22 protein-coding genes are annotated in these 17146 nt (G+C 69.9%); 13 read left to right on the top strand and 9 right to left on the bottom strand.

What is annotated here, in order from left to right; genetic code table 11:
• Window positions 1-42: 42 nt before the first annotated feature.
• Both AB0L97_RS12310 and AB0L97_RS12315 read left to right on the top strand, forming a co-directional pair.
• Window positions 43-1566 carry a TldD/PmbA family protein gene (locus AB0L97_RS12310; protein WP_364428575.1) on the top strand — a complete coding sequence of 508 codons (1524 nt, stop codon included), beginning with the start codon at window positions 43-45 and terminating at the stop codon, window positions 1564-1566.
• A gap of 68 nt (window positions 1567-1634) precedes the next feature.
• Window positions 1635-2951: a metallopeptidase TldD-related protein gene (locus tag AB0L97_RS12315; RefSeq protein WP_364428578.1), complete on the top strand. Its 1317-nt coding sequence runs from the start codon at window positions 1635-1637 to the stop codon at window positions 2949-2951.
• 10 nt (window positions 2952-2961) lie between these two features.
• Here the strand turns inward: AB0L97_RS12315 and AB0L97_RS12320 are convergent, their stop codons facing one another.
• Window positions 2962-3345 carry a PPOX class F420-dependent oxidoreductase gene (locus AB0L97_RS12320; RefSeq protein WP_364428194.1) on the bottom strand — a complete coding sequence of 128 codons (384 nt, stop codon included), beginning with the start codon at window positions 3343-3345 and terminating at the stop codon, window positions 2962-2964.
• 68 nt (window positions 3346-3413) lie between these two features.
• A complete protein-coding gene (locus AB0L97_RS12325; protein WP_355077641.1) occupies window positions 3414-3962 on the bottom strand; it encodes a helix-turn-helix transcriptional regulator in 549 nt (182 codons plus the stop codon).
• 112 nt (window positions 3963-4074) lie between these two features.
• Between AB0L97_RS12325 and AB0L97_RS12330 the strand changes: the two genes are divergently transcribed.
• A complete protein-coding gene (locus AB0L97_RS12330) occupies window positions 4075-4791 on the top strand; it encodes a glyoxalase (protein WP_364428198.1) in 717 nt (238 codons plus the stop codon).
• Window positions 4792-4795: 4 nt separating this feature from the next.
• Here the strand turns inward: AB0L97_RS12330 and map are convergent, their stop codons facing one another.
• Window positions 4796-5560 carry a type I methionyl aminopeptidase gene (gene map / locus AB0L97_RS12335; protein WP_364428201.1) on the bottom strand — a complete coding sequence of 255 codons (765 nt, stop codon included), beginning with the start codon at window positions 5558-5560 and terminating at the stop codon, window positions 4796-4798.
• Between the two features lie 102 nt (window positions 5561-5662).
• On the opposite strand from map, the gene AB0L97_RS12340 reads away from it, so the two are divergent.
• A complete protein-coding gene (locus AB0L97_RS12340) occupies window positions 5663-5926 on the top strand; it encodes a helix-turn-helix transcriptional regulator (protein ID WP_356962109.1) in 264 nt (87 codons plus the stop codon).
• Here AB0L97_RS12340 and AB0L97_RS12345 read toward each other — a convergent pair.
• Together AB0L97_RS12345 and AB0L97_RS12350 are read right to left on the bottom strand one after the other, a co-directional pair.
• Window positions 5923-6318 carry a PPOX class F420-dependent oxidoreductase gene (locus tag AB0L97_RS12345; protein ID WP_356962108.1) on the bottom strand — a complete coding sequence of 132 codons (396 nt, stop codon included), beginning with the start codon at window positions 6316-6318 and terminating at the stop codon, window positions 5923-5925. The two genes, AB0L97_RS12340 and AB0L97_RS12345, sit on opposite strands and share 4 nt — an antisense overlap.
• A gap of 123 nt (window positions 6319-6441) precedes the next feature.
• Complete coding sequence (locus AB0L97_RS12350; RefSeq protein ID WP_364428206.1) at window positions 6442-7428, bottom strand: putative sulfate exporter family transporter; 987 nt, start codon at window positions 7426-7428, stop codon at window positions 6442-6444.
• Between the two features lie 118 nt (window positions 7429-7546).
• Between AB0L97_RS12350 and AB0L97_RS12355 the strand changes: the two genes are divergently transcribed.
• Both AB0L97_RS12355 and AB0L97_RS12360 read left to right on the top strand, forming a co-directional pair.
• The gene (locus AB0L97_RS12355) at window positions 7547-8470 is read left to right on the top strand and encodes a LysR substrate-binding domain-containing protein (protein WP_364428209.1); all 924 of its coding nucleotides are present in this window, start codon (window positions 7547-7549) and stop codon (window positions 8468-8470) included.
• 133 nt (window positions 8471-8603) lie between these two features.
• On the top strand, window positions 8604-9374 hold the full coding sequence (locus AB0L97_RS12360) for a histone deacetylase (RefSeq protein WP_364428212.1): 771 nt from the start codon (window positions 8604-8606) through the stop codon (window positions 9372-9374).
• On the opposite strand, the gene AB0L97_RS12365 is transcribed toward AB0L97_RS12360, so the two are convergent.
• Window positions 9314-10579 (bottom strand): helix-turn-helix domain-containing protein, encoded by a 1266-nt coding sequence (locus AB0L97_RS12365; protein ID WP_355077629.1) that lies wholly within the window; start codon window positions 10577-10579, stop codon window positions 9314-9316. The two genes, AB0L97_RS12360 and AB0L97_RS12365, sit on opposite strands and share 61 nt — an antisense overlap.
• Window positions 10580-10787: 208 nt before the next feature.
• Between AB0L97_RS12365 and AB0L97_RS12370 the strand changes: the two genes are divergently transcribed.
• Window positions 10788-11165 (top strand): hypothetical protein, encoded by a 378-nt coding sequence (locus AB0L97_RS12370; RefSeq protein ID WP_355077627.1) that lies wholly within the window; start codon window positions 10788-10790, stop codon window positions 11163-11165.
• 25 nt (window positions 11166-11190) lie between these two features.
• Here the strand turns inward: AB0L97_RS12370 and AB0L97_RS12375 are convergent, their stop codons facing one another.
• Both AB0L97_RS12375 and AB0L97_RS12380 read right to left on the bottom strand, forming a co-directional pair.
• Window positions 11191-12141 carry an FAD-dependent oxidoreductase gene (locus AB0L97_RS12375; RefSeq protein ID WP_364428217.1) on the bottom strand — a complete coding sequence of 317 codons (951 nt, stop codon included), beginning with the start codon at window positions 12139-12141 and terminating at the stop codon, window positions 11191-11193.
• Between the two features lie 72 nt (window positions 12142-12213).
• Window positions 12214-12549, bottom strand: coding sequence for a hypothetical protein (locus AB0L97_RS12380; protein WP_364428220.1), 336 nt, complete (start codon window positions 12547-12549; stop codon window positions 12214-12216).
• A 139-nt stretch (window positions 12550-12688) separates the two neighbouring features.
• Between AB0L97_RS12380 and AB0L97_RS12385 the strand changes: the two genes are divergently transcribed.
• Window positions 12689-13840, top strand: coding sequence for a glutamate--cysteine ligase (locus AB0L97_RS12385; protein ID WP_364428223.1), 1152 nt, complete (start codon window positions 12689-12691; stop codon window positions 13838-13840).
• 12 nt (window positions 13841-13852) lie between these two features.
• On the opposite strand, the gene AB0L97_RS12390 is transcribed toward AB0L97_RS12385, so the two are convergent.
• Window positions 13853-14143 (bottom strand): hypothetical protein, encoded by a 291-nt coding sequence (locus tag AB0L97_RS12390; RefSeq protein WP_364428226.1) that lies wholly within the window; start codon window positions 14141-14143, stop codon window positions 13853-13855.
• Window positions 14144-14481: 338 nt separating this feature from the next.
• On the opposite strand from AB0L97_RS12390, the gene AB0L97_RS12395 reads away from it, so the two are divergent.
• From AB0L97_RS12395 to AB0L97_RS12415, 5 genes are all read left to right on the top strand, one after another.
• Window positions 14482-15030 carry a TerD family protein gene (locus AB0L97_RS12395; protein ID WP_364428229.1) on the top strand — a complete coding sequence of 183 codons (549 nt, stop codon included), beginning with the start codon at window positions 14482-14484 and terminating at the stop codon, window positions 15028-15030.
• A gap of 179 nt (window positions 15031-15209) precedes the next feature.
• Window positions 15210-15626: a phage holin family protein gene (locus tag AB0L97_RS12400; RefSeq protein WP_364428232.1), complete on the top strand. Its 417-nt coding sequence runs from the start codon at window positions 15210-15212 to the stop codon at window positions 15624-15626.
• Window positions 15623-16018: a DUF3618 domain-containing protein gene (locus AB0L97_RS12405; protein ID WP_364428235.1), complete on the top strand. Its 396-nt coding sequence runs from the start codon at window positions 15623-15625 to the stop codon at window positions 16016-16018. Before AB0L97_RS12400 ends, AB0L97_RS12405 begins: the two co-directional genes overlap by 4 nt.
• Complete coding sequence (locus AB0L97_RS12410; protein WP_355077613.1) at window positions 16015-16272, top strand: DUF4235 domain-containing protein; 258 nt, start codon at window positions 16015-16017, stop codon at window positions 16270-16272. The genes AB0L97_RS12405 and AB0L97_RS12410 overlap by 4 nt, the downstream gene beginning before the upstream one ends.
• A 470-nt stretch (window positions 16273-16742) precedes the next feature.
• The gene (locus AB0L97_RS12415) at window positions 16743-17111 is read left to right on the top strand and encodes an STAS domain-containing protein (protein WP_355077611.1); all 369 of its coding nucleotides are present in this window, start codon (window positions 16743-16745) and stop codon (window positions 17109-17111) included.
• Window positions 17112-17146 lie beyond the last annotated feature (35 nt).

Here is a 17146-nt window from a genome sequence, read left to right on the forward strand (position 1 = left end):
CGCGCACGCGCGGCGAGACCGACTAGGTTGGTGCGGGTGAGCATCGCGACTTCCAGAGACGTGGACGCCGAGTTCCTCGGCCTGCCACTGGCCGCGCTCGCCGACGCCGCACTGGCCGCGGCCACGGCGGCCGGTGCCGAGCACGCCGACCTGCGGGTGCACCGCCTGGTGACCCAATCGATCCGGTTGCGCGACGGGCGCGTGGAGGCCGTCACCGACAGCACCGAACTCGGCTTCGCCGTGCGGGTGATCGTGGACGGCACATGGGGTTTCGCGTCGCACGCCGCGCTCACGCCCGGTACCGCCGCCGAAGTGGCGCGCACCGCCGTCACGGTCGCGACCACGCTGCGGGCACTCAACCGCGAACGCGTCGAGCTGGCCGACGAGCCGCGTTACGCCGACGCGCGCTGGGTGTCGGCCTACGATGTCGACCCGTTCGCCGTCCCGACCGGCGAGAAGGTCGCGCTGCTGCAGGACTATTCGGAGCGCCTGTCGCACGCCGACGGAGTGGATCACGTCACCGCGAGCGTGTTGCAGGTCAAGGAGCAGACCTTCTACGCCGACACCGCAGGCTCCTCGATCGTCCAGCAACGGGTGCGGCTGCACCCGAGCCTCGAAGCGATCACCGTGGACGCGTCGGCAGGTGTGTTCGAGACCATGCGCACGCTCGCCGCACCGGTCGGCCGCGGATGGGAGTACGTCACCGGGGCCGACGGCATGTGGGACTGGGACGGCGAACTGGCCCGGATTCCGGAGTGGCTGGCCGAGAAGGTGAAGGCGCCCAGCGTGCAGGCCGGGCCGACCGACCTCGTCATCGATCCGACCAACCTGTGGCTGACCATCCACGAATCCATCGGCCACGCCACCGAGTACGACCGCGCCATCGGCTACGAGTCCGCTTACGCGGGAACCTCGTTCGCCACTCCGGACCAGCTCGGGTCACTGCGCTACGGCACGCCGATCATGCACGTGACCGGTGACCGCACCGAGTCGCACGGGCTGGCCACGGTCGGCTACGACGACGAGGGCGTCGCCGGGCAGCGCTGGGATCTGGTCCGCGGCGGCATCCTGGTCGGCTATCAACTGGACCGGGTGTTCGCGCCGCGCCTCGGCCTGGAGCGGTCCAACGGCTGCTCGTACGCGGATTCGGCGCATCACGTGCCGATCCAGCGCATGGCCAACGTGTCACTGCAACCGGATCCCGACCGCGATACCAGCACCGAGGAACTCATCTCGCGGGTGGACGACGGCCTCTACATCGTCGGCGACCGGTCCTGGTCGATCGACATGCAGCGCTACAACTTCCAGTTCACCGGCCAGCGGTTCTTCCGCATCCGCGGCGGCAAGCTCGACGGCCAGGTGCGCGATGTCGCCTACCAGGCCACCACCACCGACTTCTGGGGCGCGATGGAAGCGGTCGGCGGGCCGTCGACCTGGCAGCTCGGTGGCGCGTTCAACTGCGGGAAAGCGCAGCCGGGCCAGGTCGCCGCGGTCAGCCACGGCTGCCCGTCGGTCCTGGTGCGCGGCGTCAACATTCTCAACACCCGGACGGAGGCAGGCCAGTGAGCGACGATCTGTTCCCCGCCGGCGTCACCGTGGAGCGCGCGCTGGCGCTGTCGCGCGCCGACGAGGCCATGGTGATCGTCCGTGACGAGCACGAGGCGTCACTGCGCTGGGCGGGCAACTCCATGACCACCAACGGGTCGTCGGTGTCGCGCAAATGGGCGGTGATCTCGGTGTTCCGCGAGGGGCCCACGCTGGCCCGCGTCGGCACCATCGCCTCGTCCAGCGTCGACCCCGACGACATCGAGGCCGTCGTGCGCGCCAGCGAGGAGGCCGCGCGCGGCGCCGAACCCGCGCGCGACGCGATGCCGCTGCTGGAGCCCGACACCGTCGACCAAGACTGGGCCGCCCCGGCGACCGGCACCGGCATCGAGGTGTTCACCGATCTGGCCGAGGGCCTGTCCGCCGGATTCGACAGCGCCGACCGCCTCTACGGCTTCGCCCATCACCAGATGCACACCACCTGGCTGGGCACCTCGACCGGCATCCGGCGCCGCTTCGTGCAACCCACCGGTTCGGTGGAGATCAACGGCAAACGCGGCGAGGGCGCGGATCTGGCCAGCGCGTGGGTCGGGGTGGGTACCGCGGACTTCACCGACGTCGACGTATCCGGCTTGCTCGCGGACCTTTCCCGCCGCCTGGACTGGGCCAAGCGCAAGGTCGAGCTGCCCGCGGGCCGCTACGAGACGCTGCTGCCGCCCTCCACCGTGGCCGACCTGATGATCTACCTGGCCTGGTCGATGGAGGGCAGGGGCGCGCAGGAAGGCCACACGGCGTTCGCGCGAGCGGGCGGGACCCGGGTCGGCGAGCGACTGAGCGATATCCCGCTCACGCTCTACTCCGATCCGCACGCGCCCGGACTGGAATACCAGCCGTTCGTGGCGGCGACCGCGTCGTCGGAATCGATGTCGGTGTTCGACAACGGCCTGACCGCGGAGCGCGTGGACTGGCTGCGCGACGGCGTGATCTCCGCGCTGATCTATCCGCGCGCCACCGCCGCCGAGTTCGACGCACCCGCCACGGTTCCCGGCGACAACCTGCTGCTCACCGGCGGTTCCGACGCCACGATCGACGACATGATCGCGCGTACCGAGCGCGGCTTGCTGCTGACCACCCTGTGGTACATCCGTGAGGTCGATCCGGCGACGCTGCTGCTCACCGGTCTCACCAGGGACGGGGTGTATCTCGTGGAGAACGGCGAGGTCACCGCCGCGGTGAACAACTTCCGGTTCAACGAGAGCCCGCTGGATGTGCTCCGGCGGGTGAGCGAGGCGGGCGCCACCGAGCTCACGCTGCCGCGGGAATGGAAGGACTGGTTCACCCGGACCGCGATGCCGCCCTTGCGGATTCCGGACTTCCACATGTCGTCGGTCAGCCAGGCGACCTGAGCGCGGCGGGTCAGGCCGCGAGGTCGATCTCGATGCCGATGGTTCCGGACTTGCCGCGCCGCAGGTTGCTGCCGAGGATGACGAGGGGACCGGTGAGCCGGTACTTGCGCCGCAGCAGCTTGCGGACCCGCTCCGTGCCCTCGGCATCGAGGATCCGTCCGGTTCCTTCGACCACCGCGCCGTACGGCTTGCCGGTCGCGCTGCACGGTTGCACGCTGACCGCCGGATTGCGGCGCAAGCGCTTGACTTTCCAGCTGTCGGTCACGGTCCAAACGTACAGTTTGCCGTTCTCGGACACCGCCCACACCGCGGTGCCGACGGGCGATCCGTCCTTGCGGAAGGTGGTCAGCAGCACGTAGTCGGCCTTGGCGACGGCGTCCAGCGAATTCGTCATGCGGGCAGCGTATCCCGCATCCCGGTGCGGTGAGCGACGCGGGAAAGGCGCGGGTTCGTGCCGAACATTCACTCCGGCAGTCGGTACTCCCCCGCTTCCAGACGCGCCAGTACTCCGTCGGTCCACTTCGACAGGTTCTCGAACACGCCACTCCACAGCTCCAGCAGATCGGTCGCGTGCGGCGCTTCGTACCGCCCGGGGAAGTCCGGGATCATGGCGAGCAGGTCGGCGCGCACTTCCTCGCTGCGGCGGCGCTGTTCCCGCAATTTCGCGATGACGTGCGCCCTGGGCAGCGCGTCCATGAAGGCGATGGCAGCGCCCAGTTCCTCCATATCGATGCTGACCAGCGCCTCGTCCATGAGCCCGCGGAACTCGGCCTCTCCCGCCTCGGTCAGCTCGAACAGCGTGCGCCCAGGGCCCTGGTCGCTGGTCTGGGTGCCGAACGCGCTCAGCTTGCCCTCGCGGGTGAGCTGCTTGAGAGCGTGATAGATCGAGCCGGGCTTGACGTTCGTCCAGGTTTCGGCCCGCCAGGACAGCAGCTCCTGACGCACCGCGTAGCCGTGCACGGGCTGACGCAGGCGCATCACCCCCAGCACGAGCAGGCGCACCACCGACATCGCGAACTCCTTCCGCTCCGAGATCGCATGGTAGTCAAGTTTGACTTCCGGCGAAAACCATCGCTACGCTCACCTAGTCAAAATTGACTACCGCAGGTAAATGGGAGTTTTCATGGCCGACACGGCGGTACCGCAACTCTGGACCAGCGACCTGACCGACACGCTCGACTTCTACCGGACGCTGGGCTACACGGTGACCCATGAGCAGACCCGTCCCTACGTCTACGGAGCGGTGGAGGACCACGGTTGCGCCCTGCACTTCGTGCCCGCGCCGAAGGACGCCGACATCCCCGCCGAACGCGCAGGCTGCCTCGTGATGGTCGACGACGTCGCGAGCAGGCATCGAGCCTTCTCCGCGGCGCTGCGCAGCCGCTACGGCAAGATCCCCGCCAAGGGCCTGCCCCGGATCACCCGCTTCCGGCCGGGGCAGTCCCGGTTCACCGTCATCGATCCGGCGGGCAACCAGGTGATCTACATCCAGCGCGACGAACCCCCGAAGGTGGAGTACGGCGGATCGAAGGAGCTGGACGGGCTGTCCAGAGTGCTGGACAACGCCCGCATCCTGCGCGATTTCAAGACCGACGACAAGGCCGCGTTCCGCGTGCTCGAGGTCGGTCTCGGCCGGTTCCGCAGCGAAGCGCCCCGGCTCGACGTGGCGCGGGCACTGGCGGCGCTCGCCGAACTCGCCGTCGCGACCGGCGACCCCGGCGGAGCCGATGGATTCCGGGCGGAGTTGCGCGCGATGGAACTGTCCGCCGAGGAACGCGCGTACATCGCCGACGACTTACGCGCCTCCGACGAGCTGTCTTCCTGGCTGTCGGAGACTTAGACCCTCACGCCGCGGTCAGCACCTGTGGCCCGTCCGGAGTGATCGCGATGGTGTGCTCGGAGTGCGCGGTGCGGGAGCCGTCGGCCGAACGGATGGTCCAGCCATCCGGATCGGTGACGATGCGGTCGGTGGTGCGCGCGAACCACGGTTCAATCGCGATGGTGAGTCCGGGGCGCAACCCATAGCCGCGCCCCGGGCGGCCGTCGTTGGGCACGTGCGGGTCCTCGTGCATGGTGCGGCCGAGGCCGTGACCGCCGAATTCGGTGTTCACCGGATAGCCGTACGCCCGCGCCACCTCGGCGATGGCGGCGGAGATGTCGCCGATCCGGTTGCCCGGCACCGCGACCGTGATCGCCGCGGTCAGCGCCTCCTCGGTCGCCCGCACCAGCCGAACGTCCTCCTCGGCGGCCGAGCCGACCACGACCGTGGTCGCCGCGTCCGCGACCCAGCCTTCGATGCCGACCGCGAGGTCCATGGTCAGCACGTCGCCGTCGCGCAAGGCATAGTCGAACGGAAGTCCGTGCAGCACAGCGTCGTTCACCGACAGGCAGACGGTATTGCGAAACGGTCCTCGCCCGAACGAGGGCGCGTAGTCCCAGTAGCAGGACTGGGCTCCGCGCGCGCGGATGCGTTCTCGGACGTGGGCTTCCAGGTCGAGCAGGTTCACCCCTACCCGCGCCCGGTCGCGCAACTCGGCGAGCACGTCTGCGACGAAGCGCCCCGCCACTCGCATCCGCGCGATCTCCGCGGGACTCTTCAACTCGACCATCATTCCTCCAGTGCGCCGGTATTTTAATACCACCCTAGCTGCGCCGGTATTTTAATACCAATCCGTCTTGCGACCTCGCACTGCCGTCCGTAGCCTGAGCGCATGGTCCGCCTCCCGTTGACCCCCGCGCAGATCGAGTCGGGTCGCCGCTTGGGCGCCGCCCTGCGCGCGGCCCGCGCGAACCGCGAACTCACCGACGTCGCCCACGCCGCCGGGATCTCACCGGAGACGCTGCGCAAGATCGAGACCGGACGGTTGCCCTCGCCGGCTTTCGGCACGGTGGTGGCATTGGCACAGGCGCTCTCGATCCCGCTCGACGATCTCGCGGACATCTGGCGCTCGGCCGGTCTCGCCGAATCCGCTTAGGCAGGATCGACTGTCGCCTTCGGAGCGATCGCGATCCCGACGGACGCGTTCGCGCCGCGCAGCAGCTTGTGCCCGCGAATGGCGAGCTTGCCGATGATCCCGTACTTGTCCGCGACCACATCGCGCACGCGCTGGGTGCCGTCCGCGTCGAGAATGCGCGCGCTGCCCGGCAGGACCTCCGCTGCCGTCGGTCGGCCGCGCCCGTCGCAGACCTGCAGCGTGACGTCCGGATTGCGGCGGATCCGCTTGACCTTCCAGGTCTCGGGATTGGTCCACACGACGATCCGGTCACCATCCGGAGCCACCCACACGGGTGTGCCGACCGGCGTCCCGTCCTTCTTGAAGGTGGTCAGCCGCACGTATTTGCTCTGGCTCATCTCGTTCCACGTCATAGGGCAACGGTAGGCCCGCGCGACGGCGGCGACATCCGACCGCAGGACGGTTCGCGATTACGTGTATGGGCGTAGGTGGCGGCAACCGTGTCCGCCGAGCCGCCGCCACAATTCGTATGTTGCTCACCGCCAGCCGGTGGCGAATTGCAGCGCGAGGCTGGAGATTCCGAGGATGACGGAGAGGATGCCGCCGAAGAGCAGGGGGCGATGGCCTGCGGTGCGTAGGCGCTGCGGCGTGAGGGTGGTGCCGACGACGGCCAGGACGGCGGCGATCAGCCAGGCGCTCACATGGCTCAGGGCGGTCGTCCACGAGGGCCGGATCACGCCGGTGGCGGCGAGGGCCGACGCGGCGAGGAACAGCACCACGAACAGCGGAATGGTGCGCCACAGTGGCGTGACGCCGGAATCGCGCCGGGCTCCGAAGTGCAATCCGACGCACAGCGGGATGATCGCCAGACTGCGCACCAGCTTGACGATGACGGCGAAATGCGCGGCGGCGGATCCGAACGCCACGCCGGCGGCGAGCACCGAGGACGTGTCGTTGATGGCGGTGCCCGCCCACAAGCCGAATGCCTGCTCGGACATGCCGAGCAGGTGGCCCAGCGGCGGATAGACCAGCACCGCGACGACATTGAAGACGAAGATGGTGCCGAGTGCGTAGGCGGTCCGCTCGCGGTCGGGCTTGATGACCGCCGTGGCGGCGGCGATGGCGGAGGCCCCGCAGATGGTGGTGCCCACCGCCACCAGGATGGCGGAATCCCGGTCCAGGGCCAGCAGCCTGCCGACGACCAGCGCGGCCAGGGCGCCGACGAGCAATGTGCCGATCAGTACGACTATGGTGCCGCGGCCCACGCCGACCACCGCGCCGACGGGCAACCCGAGACCGAGCAGGACGATGGCGGCGCCGAGCAATCGTTGCTGCGCCGAGGCCAGCCCGGGAGTGAATCGCTCGTCCCCGGTGCGGCGTGCGAAAACACCGAACATCGCGCCACCGGCCAGGGCGAGCACGGGCACGCCGAGGACGGGCCACACCGCGCCCAGGAAAGTCGCGGCGGTGGCGAGCACCGCTGCCACCAGAAGGCCGGGCCCGTGCCGGCGAAGATGCGTCATTTCGACAACGATCGCGGCAAACGATCTGTCCGGGTAGCCGTCGGGACGACAGCACCTCATAAGCCGCGCTGATGGGGCGGGGAATGCCGCGCCATCGCAGCAGGCTCATAATCTGCCCATGACGCTGCCGCCAGGAACACCTGATCTGGAGGTGCTCGACCTGCTGGTCTCCGTCGCGGAGTCGGGCAGCCTCGGCGCGGCCGCGCGCAGGCACGGCATCAGCCAGCCCGCCGCGAGCATGCGGATCAGCGCCCTGGAACGACGGCTACGGCTACGGCTGCTGGATCGCGGGCCCACCGGGTCGGCGCTCACCGACGCGGGGCGCTCGGTTGTGGAGCACGCGCAAGCCGTGCTCGACGCGGCGCGGGCCTTCGGCGCGGGTGTGGCCGCGCTGCATGCCGCTCAGGTGCCACACCTGCGGATCGCCGCGTCGAAGACCATCGCCGACCATCGCATTCCGCAGTGGCTCGACGCTTTCCGCGAGTCCTATCCGGAGGTGGCGGTATCCCTCGAAGTCGACAACACCCGGCATGTCGAGGAACTGGTCCGCAACGCCAGGGCGGACATCGGTTTCGTGGAGGGACCGCACCCGCCGCCCGGACTCGGCAGCCGAGTGCTCGGCGCCGACGATCTGGTTGTCGTGGTCGCGCCCGGCCACCGGTGGGCACACCGCCGACGGCCGGTGACATTGCGCGAACTCGCGACCACTCCCCTGCTGTGGCGCGAGCCCGGATCCGGCACCCGCGACACGGTATGGGAAATCCTGGGCGCGGAGTGCCAGCCTGCCCACCCGGCCGCCGAACTGGGCTCGGCGGCGGCGATCGTCGCGTCGGCGCGGGCCGGAGTCGCACCCGCGGTGCTGAGCCGGTTGATCGCGGCGCCCGATCTGGACAGCGCGGCCCTCGTCGAGGTACCGACGGCCGACTCCGTCGTGCTCACCCGGGAATTCCGCGTCATCTGGCGTCGGCAAGCTCCTCCGTCCGGGCCCGCGGAAGCGCTGGCCCGGTGCGCCGCGGGCGGCGGCGTGGCGCGCAACCGGTGAAGCACTCGGTCCGCGCACACGGGCACCCACCCGGCCGACGGGCAAGGAATGACGATGCGCAGGCGGCCGACCGCGTCCCTCGGCCGGAAATGTCAGGTGGGCGCCACGTCGCGAACAGTCGAGAATGGGTGCCATGACGGCCTGGCATACCGACGGCGCGACAGCGCCCGGCGCGCGACCGGACGTGAGTCGGTCCGAGCCGCCCGTGCGCACGGATCCGGTCTGGTACGCCGCGTACGGCTCGAATATGAGTCTGGCCAGGCTGCGGACCTATCTTCGCGGTGGCAAGCCCGCAGGCGGAACACTCACCCTGCCCGGCTGCCGCGACAACGCCGACCCGATCCGCTCGACGCCCCTCCTGCTCCGGGGCGTGCTGTATTTCGCCACCGAATCGTTGACCTGGACCGGCGGCCGCGCTTTCTACGACCCCGACTGCCCGGGCGAGATGGCCGTGCACGCCCACTTGCTCACCACCGCCCAGTTCTCCGACATCGTGGCGCAAGAGATGTATCGCGTCCCGGGGGCGGACATGGATCTCAGCGATGCGATCGCGCAGGGAACAATGACTCTCGGCCCGGGACGCTACGAAACGTTGGTCTGCGCGGGAACGCACGCCGGGTACCCGGTGCTCACCTTCACCGCCCCGTGGCGTTGTCGCGACGTTCGGGGCAATCCGCCCGCCGCCGCCTACCTGCGGTATCTGGCCGCGGGCCTGCGCGCGGCACACGGCTGGTCCGCCCGCGCGACCGCGGGTTACCTCGCCACTCGGCCCGGCGCCGACCGGCGCTGGACCCCCGAGACGGTCCATGCCCTGCTCGGCGACGATGAAGTGGTGCGCCGAACCTATGAGGAGACCGCCCCCGCCCACGCACCGACCGGCGATTCGTCCTCGGAGTCCCGGTAGCTGCGGGCGACCAACGCCGCACGCAGGTACCACACCCCGGATGCCTGGGCGGGGTCGAAACCGGTGAGCTGACCGATGCGCTTGAGCCGGTAGTCCACGGTGTTGGTGTGGATGTGCAGCGATCGCGCCGTGCGCTGGCGATTGAGATTCGTACCGATATGACGTTTGAGCGTCTCGAGTAGTTCGGGGTGCTCGTCGAGTGGGTCGAGCAGTGTGCGCAGGGTCTCCAGTCCGGGTCCGGGCCGGGTGAGCTGATATTCGAGCGCGAGGTCGTCGAAGCGGAACAGTCCGCGGGTCCAGCGCAGCCGTTGCACCATGTCCAGCAGCTCGTGCGCGCGGTCGGCGGCCGTCGGCACTTCGACCGGGGTCGCGGCGATCACCGTCGCGACGATCGGCACCTGCGCGGCGCGGCCGAGACTGTCCACCAGTTCGTCCAGCGACTTGTCCTCCGGCGACGCGGACGGTAACAGGATGGTGCCGCCGTCGACGCTGAGCAGCGACAACACCGATTCACCGCAGCGGGTGGCGAGTTCGGATTGCACTCGGCGCAGCTTCCGCCGCGCGACCACCGCACCGTCGAGATGCGGGTTGCGCTCTTCCGGGTGCGGCGGAATCGCCAGGGCGACAACGGAATACGAGTCGGCGATCTGGATGCCGCATTCGCGGGCCATGGTGAAGGTGGGGTGCCCGCCGAGCAGGGCCGAAGCGAGGGTGTGCGCGGCCGTGTGGTGCTCGCCGACCACGGCGCGCAACTCGGTCACGTAGGCCCGCGAGACGGTCGAGGTGATGGTGTCCAGGATCTCCAGCAGGCGGCGGCTGATCTCCTTGAGACTGTCGAAGTCCGCGGCGGTCGCGTTCGCCACGATCAGGTCGAAGCCGAGCTTGAATCCCTCGTGCACGGCGTGGTGGATGGTGTCGATCGGAATGCCTTCTCGCGCCCAGCCCGCCGCGGCGTTGCGCAGCAGGAGGGTCTTCTCCGGGATGTCACTGCCGTCGAGCATGCTGACGGCCAGTTCCAGGCACAGGCGGGTGATGTTGGTGATGTCGCCGTTGAGCGCCTCACCGGGGAGCGTCCGGCAGTGCGCGACGGTCTCGATGAAATGGCCGACCATCTTGCGCGACAGATTCCGCACGTCTCGCAGTGAAGAACTGGCCGGGCGGCCCGACAGGGTCAGATCCGGGCCTGCCGAATCGGTGATGGACATGTGACTCCTTCCCTCCCCGATCGCGGAAAGTACTCCACGGTAACTTGACCGGGTCGGCGTGCCGAGGTCCAAGCCTCCGGTTGGGGACACCACCCGAACCGGGCGACGCGCGTCTGTGAAGCCTCACAAGTCGTCATCGCGCGGTCGAATTCTTTCGATCCCCGTCGTAACGTCGGTGGCAGCAGGGTCGCCGCGCGGAGGGAGGGCCATGAACATCGGCCCGCACGAAGAAGATCGGGACATCACCGAAGTGTCCGCGAGATTCACTCGTGGCGCCCATCGCGGCGGTCCCGACGCGCTGATCAGAATGGGCTTGGAACTGGCCCTCGTCCTGGTCGACGCGGCCGAGGCGGCGGGCAGTCTCGCGCTGGGCCGGTTCGAGCACGCGGCGACCCGATGCGCCCAGGCGGGCATCCCGATCGAAGCGGTGCACGCCGTCCTGCGCGACAGCGTCGACGCGGGCCTCGCCGCACCCGCCACGGATTCCCCCGGACGGCGCACCGCGCGCGATCGGGTCGAGCCCGGCGTGCTCAGCGAATTCCTCGAGACGCTGAACTCGGTGGTGGCGCGCAGTTACGCCAACTGAGCGCGACCGACGCACCGGCCGCTGCTCACAACGCCGCTACGAGCGCGGCGCTCTCCAGCGCGCATCCGTGGCCGATGGTGATGCCGGAGCCGCCGTGGCCGTAGTTGTGGACGACGGGCGTGCCGGGTAGCACGGCGGTGTCGAGTTCCACGCGGACCTCCCGGCGACCGGGGCGCAGTCCCACCACGGCGTCCAGCACCTCACTGCCGTCGAGCCCTGGGACCAGATCGCGGCAGCGCCGCAGGATAGATCGGGTGAGGTCGGGGTCGGGCGCGGTGTCCCACTCGCCGGTGTCCAGCGAACCGCCCAGGACGCAATCGTTCGCGCGGGGATGGACGTAGGCGCGACCGAGCGGATGGGCTTCGTCGCGGACCGACACCGACAGCCCGGGGTTCGCGACCCGCACGATCTGGCCGCGGATCGGATACGCCTCCGGGTCGCCCACCAACTCGGCGGCCCGCAGACCGGCGCAGTTCACCACGACGTCCGGCGACAGGTCCGCGAGATCATCGAGGCTCCGCACAGCACGCGGCACGCGACGCGCGCCTGCCGCGTCCACCTGCGCGCTCAAGAACGGCAGGTAGGTCGGCATCTCCACCAAAGGAACTTCGAAACGGAATCCGAATCCGTAGTCCGGAGGCAGGTCCACCCGATCGGCCTGCCGGAACGAGCGCACCGACCGCGACCACGCGGGAATCGCGGGCTCGTCGCGATACAGCGCCATGGACGCGCACATCCGCACGCCCGGCGCTTCGGCGGCGGCCAGCGCCGCCAAGTGCTCGAAAGTTGTCTCGCTCCAGGCCAGCACGCGATCGGCGGGACCGGCGGCGGTCGGAAACCAGACCGCCGCGGCCAGGAAGGACGTCGTCGCCGTGATCGGCTCGGCGCTGACGACGATGACCTCGTGCCGGGCTCGGAGCAGTTCGGCCGCGGTGGACAGACCCGAAATGCCCGAGCCGAGGACGACGATCCGCATGGGAGCGAGAGTATCGAGCCCTACCCGCCCAGCGCTGTTCCCGTAGCACCGCCCGTGGGACGCGCGGATAGATCAGTCGGCATCGTCGAGCGATGTGACACCGGTCGTCATGGCCACCACCGGCCACTGCGGCCCGGCACAGGCCGCGGCCACGGTACTGCCCTCCGCGAACCCGCCCCGGCTCTCGCCGGTCCCGGCCATGTCCACCCGGGGACCGGCCGCCTCGGCCGAGCCGATCAACACACAGTTCCAGTTCTCCGACGGCGGCTGGCTGCCCACCGCGATGGCGCCCTCCTCCTGGCTGTCCGCCGACAACGTCGGTCCCGCGGCGGCCACCCCCGCGCCGGCAGCAGCGACGATCACGACGCAGCCCCCGGTAGCGGCGACACGTGCAGCGATCCGAAACATGCGACAACTCCTGCGGCCCCCCGTCGTTCGCGTTGCCGCCCTCCGGCCGTTCAAATCGCGTCGAAGCCGACCGGCAACTGATCGGCGAACGCGACTCGTTCGGTTGACTAGCCCGTCGGCCCGTGGGTAATGCCAATCCATGGACGATGGGCGGCTGACCATCGGGGTGGAAGAGGAGTTCCTGCTCGTCGACCCGCGCACCGGCGAACCGCTGGCACGCAATGTCGAGGTGGCGCGTACCGCGGAGGAACTCGGCATCGACCTGCAACTCGAACTCACCCGTTGTCAGGTGGAGACCAGCACCGCGGTCCACACCGATATCGGCGCACTGCACCAGCAGTTGCGCGACCTGCGCCGTGGCATCGCCGCCTGCGCCGAGCGCAACGACGCCCGCTTGCTCGCGGTCGGCATCCCGCCCACCGTCCCGCACGAGTTCCCGGTCACCGACACCCCGCGCTACCAGCGCATCGAAGAGAACTTCGGCATGCTCGCCCACGAGCAGGGGCTGTCGGGCTGTCACGTGCACATCGGCATCCCCGACGTCGAAACCGCGATCCAGGTCAGCAACCACCTGCGGCCGTGGCTGCCGCAACTGCTCGCGATGACCGCGAACTCCGCCATCTACCGCGGCACCGAGACCGGCTTCGCCAGCTGGCGCAGCATCCTGTGGCGGCGCTGGCCCAGCGCTGGACCGCCTCCGTACTTCGAATCCGCGCGGCACTACGAGGCGATGGTCGCGATGATGCTCAACAGCGGCAGCATCCTGGACAAGCAGATGGTCTATTGGGACGTCCGCCCCTCGGTCTCGTTCCCGACCGTCGAGATACGGGTCAGCGATATTCCGGCGACCGTCGAGGAGACCGCGCTCTTGGCCGCGCTGGTGCGCGCCGTCGTCGTGATGGCGGAGAGATCGTTGGCGGCGCGGCAGCTCGCGCCGCAGGTGCCCGCGGAGATGTTGCGGGCGGCGTACTGGAAGGCAGCGCGTTCGGGGCTGGCCGGAGACGGCGTCGACCCTCGTGACGGCACGGTGGCGCCCGTGCGCGACCTGCTGTGCCGGCTGATCGACTACGCCGCGCCCGCGCTGGAGGACGCGGGCGACCGCCGATTCGTCGACGAGGCGTTCGGCCGCCTGCTCGCGCGCGGCAACGGCGCGCACCGACAGATCGCTGCGCTGCGGGCGCGCGGGGAGATCGACGACGTCGTCGAGGAGGTGGCGCGCTCGACCCTCGAAGGCTGCGACCAGCCGGGAAGTTCCCGCGCGACACCGGCGACCGGAGCGCCGCTCAGCTGAGCACCACGGTGGCTATGCGCTGCGTGGTCGGCCGCGCTGGTCCGCGCTCGGACTCGAATCATCGATCGCCCGCAGGATCTTCGACTCGAGGGTGGTTGGCGGATTCACCGCGGCGGTCGCGCTCAGTGCCGCCAACGTGTCCCGGATACGCCGCACCGCGCCGGCGAACGCCGCTGCGGTGCCGGATTCGGCTGTCGCGACGCGGTTTTCGATGCGCCTGCGCTCGATCTCGGCCACCGCGTCCATCGCGTACGGGTACGCCAGATCGAGCAGATTCGCGCGACACGGCTCGGCGCCGGTCATCGCCGGTCACCTTCGACCGACCCGACCGGCAGCCCTGGGTGCGCCGATCGCGGCCTCGCCGCGACCTCGACGCGCGAACGGACCGCCGACTCCGCAGGCGTACGACCATGCGTGGATGGACCCGCACCGCGGTCTGGGCGCACCTGTCTCGTGCCAACCCGCATGCCTTGACTTCGCGGCGCACCGTCTCGCGGATTGGATTCTCGCCATATTCGAACCGAAAACGGGTACGCTCCTGGTCCGCCGAAGTCGTTCCGATGGTTTCGGCCCGGAACGTCGGCGGACGCGCCGGAGGCCGCCGCGCCCGCGCCCGCTTTCCGACGCAGAGGAGATCACCGATGCGCACCGAGCTCCGCGACGATCGTGGCGTCCCGCTCGAACACGTCACCGTGGCGCTCGGCTGGGATCCGGCCACCCGTTCGCGCTTCTTCGGCCGGCGCGAGGAGATCGATCTCAACGTCGCGGCCTTGCTCTTCGCCGCGGACCGGCTCGTCGACGTCGTGTACCACGAGCAGCTCAGCTCGACCGACGGGGCCGTCCGCCTGCACGGCGACAGCATCACCGGAGAAGGCGAGGGCGACGACGAGATCATCAGCGTCGATCTGTCCCGCCTCGCCGCGCAGGTGACGACGGTGTTGTTCCTCATCACCTGCTACACCGGCCAGACCTTCGAGCGGATCGCGAACGCGTACTGCCGAGTGATCGACACCGTGGCGGGCACCCAGCTCGCCCGCCACGAGCTGACCGGCGGCGGCTCGCACACCGGCCTGGTGCTCGGCCGAGTGCGTCGCACCGAGGGCGCCTGGCACTTCCAGGACGTCGGCGCGGGCTTGCGGGCGCGGCACCCGATCGAGGCGATTCCGCAGCTCGGCCCGTACATCGAATGACCTCGTAGCGATTCGGCTTGCGCCGCAACGGCTTCGGTTTCAGCGCGAGCTACGGTCTGGCGCCGGCCGCTTCGCGCGTCGCACACCCCTCCCCCGCCGGACCGGCCGCGGCCTCCGATTGGAATTCGGACGCGCGGGTAGTCGCCGGGCAGGAGGTGTGACATGCCGAAGGAGGTCTCATGACCGGGACGACACAGGTTCGCCCGCCCGCGAACGCACGGTCGGTCAGCGAACTGGTCGAGGACGCCACCACCCAGGTGTCCCGGCTCATCCGCGACGAACTCCAGCTCGCTCGCGTCGAGATGCGGGAGAAGGGCAAACGGTTCGGCTTCGGAGCGGGCCTGGCGGGCGTGGCGGCGCTACTGGCGTTCTACGGCGGGGCGGCGTTGGTCACGGCGGCGGTGCTCGGCCTCACCGAGGTGCTGCCGGGCTGGGCGTCCGCGCTGATCGTCGCGGGCGCGCTGCTGGTGGTCGCGGCGGCGCTCGGTCTGGCCGGGAAGAAGAGCGTCGAAGAGGCGAATCCGCCGATCCCGCAGGAAGCGGTCGAGGGCATTCGCGAGGACATCGAGGTGATCAAGGACAGGAGGCGGGGATGAGTGACAGCCGACCCGGGGCCGACCGGCCCACCGACGACGTCGCGGCCCTGCGGCGCGACCGCGACCAGGCCAGGGCGGATCTCGGCCGCACCGTCGAAGAGCTGGGCCACAAACTCGATGTGCCCGCGCGCAGCAAGGAGAAGGCGCACGACGTCGTCGAGGCGACTCAGCACGCGGCGTCCGAGGCGGCGCTCACCGTCGCGGACAAGGCCCAGCAGGCCAGGACGGGCGCGGCCGACCTCGTCCACCGAGTGGCGGCGGCCACACCGGAGCCGGTGGCCGAACGCGGCAGGCAGGCCGGTGGCGCACTGCGCGCCCATCCGATTCCCGCGGCCCTCGGCGCGGCGGTGCTCGCGGCCGTGGTCTGGCAGATCGTGCGGAGGCGACGATGAAGACGCTCTACAAACCACTCGGCCTGCTGATCAGCGTGCTCGGCGGCCTCGCGGCGAACGCCGTGTTCACCAAGGTGTGGAAGCAGATCACCGGTGAGCGGCAGGCCCCGACGTCGACCGCGCGGGATCATTCCTGGCGCGAGGTGCTTTTCGCCGCGGCATTGCAGGGCGCGGTTTTCGGCCTGGTCAAGGCCGCGATCGACCGCGCGGGCGCGACGGGCTACGAATCGCTCACCGGCACTTGGCCGGAATAACGCGGCGCGTCGCCGCAGCTCGACATCACTGCCGCCGTGACTCGACGTTCTCGAGTCACGGCGCCAATTCGGTGTGCGTCTGAATCCCGGCGTCTGAATCCCGGCGTCATCACGAAGCCGCACCCGTCACCGAGGTCGATCGTCCGCCTCGGCGGTGCACGACGGGCATGCTTCGTCGCGCCGCTGATGGGGATCGGCCCCCCTTCAGGTCGGCTCTTGTGTCACGGCTGCCCCGAGCGACGATCGAGGCAGCCGTCGGACCGGCGCAACGAGCTTGCCCGGCCGCACGAGACCGCCTGGTCGGAGGCGCGACCGGGCGCACAGTGTGATCAGCGCACGACGGGATGGGGTAAGTTGGCCGCGGAGTGGTCGCTCTCTGCGCCGAGAACCCGTGCGCAAGAGACGTGAACCGGAGCGGAGGTCGACGTGGCGTACTGCCGAGGACGCGTCGCCGGCACGGGAGGTGGATTGTGAGTTCCGAAAGCGCGCCCCGGGCGCTGGAGGTCGAGGTGCGGTCGGCGGAGGACACGGTCGTCGTCACCGTGCACGGCGAGATAGACATGGCGTCCGCGCCACGCTTGCAATCGGCTCTCGACGAGGCGCTACGCGACGCACCCGCCGCCGTCGTGGTGGACATGACCAACGTCGGGTTCCTCGGCTCCGCCGGGCTGAGCGTCCTGCTGGCGGCCTCGGAAGCCACCGGCTCCGGTGGCTTGCGCGTCGTCCCCAGCGACGCCGCGCGCAGGCCGATCGAGGTGACCGCGCTGGACCGGTTGCTCACGGTGTTCGACTCGGTCGAGGACGCGCTCGCGGTGAACGAGACCCAGGCGCCGAACTGAGCTTCCCGGCACCGCATCGGTGCCGCTCAGCCCGC

Origin of the sequence: Nocardia sp. NPDC051911 (genome assembly GCF_040681035.1) — a bacterium.
Classification (GTDB): Bacteria; Actinomycetota; Actinomycetes; order Mycobacteriales; family Mycobacteriaceae; genus Nocardia; species Nocardia sichangensis.

Bases quoted from the DNA above. Each gene is read 5' to 3' on its own strand.
- AB0L97_RS12325 (WP_355077641.1), bottom strand. From the start codon at position 3,962: ATGTCGGTGGTGCGCCTGCTCGTGCTGGGGGTGATGCGCCTGCGTCAG.
- map (WP_364428201.1), bottom strand. From the start codon at position 5,560: ATGGTCGAGTTGAAGAGTCCCGCGGAGATCGCGCGGATGCGAGTGGCG.
- AB0L97_RS12320 (WP_364428194.1), bottom strand. From the start codon at position 3,345: ATGACGAATTCGCTGGACGCCGTCGCCAAGGCCGACTACGTGCTGCTG.
- AB0L97_RS12340 (WP_356962109.1), top strand. From the start codon at position 5,663: ATGGTCCGCCTCCCGTTGACCCCCGCGCAGATCGAGTCGGGTCGCCGC.
- AB0L97_RS12370 (WP_355077627.1), top strand. From the start codon at position 10,788: ATGAACATCGGCCCGCACGAAGAAGATCGGGACATCACCGAAGTGTCC.
- AB0L97_RS12375 (WP_364428217.1), bottom strand. From the start codon at position 12,141: ATGCGGATCGTCGTCCTCGGCTCGGGCATTTCGGGTCTGTCCACCGCG.
- AB0L97_RS12395 (WP_364428229.1), top strand. From the start codon at position 14,482: ATGCGCACCGAGCTCCGCGACGATCGTGGCGTCCCGCTCGAACACGTC.
- AB0L97_RS12380 (WP_364428220.1), bottom strand. From the start codon at position 12,549: ATGTTTCGGATCGCTGCACGTGTCGCCGCTACCGGGGGCTGCGTCGTG.
- AB0L97_RS12385 (WP_364428223.1), top strand. From the start codon at position 12,689: ATGGACGATGGGCGGCTGACCATCGGGGTGGAAGAGGAGTTCCTGCTC.
- AB0L97_RS12405 (WP_364428235.1), top strand. From the start codon at position 15,623: ATGAGTGACAGCCGACCCGGGGCCGACCGGCCCACCGACGACGTCGCG.
- AB0L97_RS12350 (WP_364428206.1), bottom strand. From the start codon at position 7,428: ATGACGCATCTTCGCCGGCACGGGCCCGGCCTTCTGGTGGCAGCGGTG.
- AB0L97_RS12390 (WP_364428226.1), bottom strand. From the start codon at position 14,143: ATGACCGGCGCCGAGCCGTGTCGCGCGAATCTGCTCGATCTGGCGTAC.
- AB0L97_RS12355 (WP_364428209.1), top strand. From the start codon at position 7,547: ATGACGCTGCCGCCAGGAACACCTGATCTGGAGGTGCTCGACCTGCTG.
- AB0L97_RS12360 (WP_364428212.1), top strand. From the start codon at position 8,604: ATGACGGCCTGGCATACCGACGGCGCGACAGCGCCCGGCGCGCGACCG.
- AB0L97_RS12315 (WP_364428578.1), top strand. From the start codon at position 1,635: ATGGTGATCGTCCGTGACGAGCACGAGGCGTCACTGCGCTGGGCGGGC.
- AB0L97_RS12345 (WP_356962108.1), bottom strand. From the start codon at position 6,318: ATGACGTGGAACGAGATGAGCCAGAGCAAATACGTGCGGCTGACCACC.
- AB0L97_RS12330 (WP_364428198.1), top strand. From the start codon at position 4,075: ATGGCCGACACGGCGGTACCGCAACTCTGGACCAGCGACCTGACCGAC.
- AB0L97_RS12365 (WP_355077629.1), bottom strand. From the start codon at position 10,579: ATGTCCATCACCGATTCGGCAGGCCCGGATCTGACCCTGTCGGGCCGC.
- AB0L97_RS12410 (WP_355077613.1), top strand. From the start codon at position 16,015: ATGAAGACGCTCTACAAACCACTCGGCCTGCTGATCAGCGTGCTCGGC.
- AB0L97_RS12400 (WP_364428232.1), top strand. From the start codon at position 15,210: ATGACCGGGACGACACAGGTTCGCCCGCCCGCGAACGCACGGTCGGTC.